The sequence below is a fragment of the Pseudomonas sp. FSL R10-2964 genome (assembly GCF_009600035.1).
Classification (GTDB): domain Bacteria; phylum Pseudomonadota; class Gammaproteobacteria; order Pseudomonadales; family Pseudomonadaceae; genus Aquipseudomonas; species Aquipseudomonas bubulae.
Map to the genome: position 1 here is coordinate 1 of NZ_WIWH01000164.1, position 230 is coordinate 230.

Below are 230 nucleotides of genomic sequence, written 5' to 3' on the forward strand. Positions count from 1 at the left end.
GGTTCTTTGGGTGATCTCAGCGTGTCGCGCCATCTCCCGGCCCTGGTCGTAAGTCATGCTCTTGCGCATCTCCAGCGGCATGCCATTGAGCGCGGCGCTGAAGCCTTCCAGCGCCGAAGTCGCCGTCGCGTCGTTCATCTTCACCAGCATCAGGTAGCCACTGGTGCGTTCCACCAGCGTACCGCCGGACGAGGCGTTGGCCTTGCCCTTGATGAGGTCGCCTTCCCAAT

General features: G+C 62.6%; 1 pseudogene. It reads right to left on the minus strand.

Annotated elements, in window-relative coordinates:
* Positions 1-230, minus strand: a pseudogene (locus GHN92_RS23780) (IS30 family transposase); the annotation flags it as partial.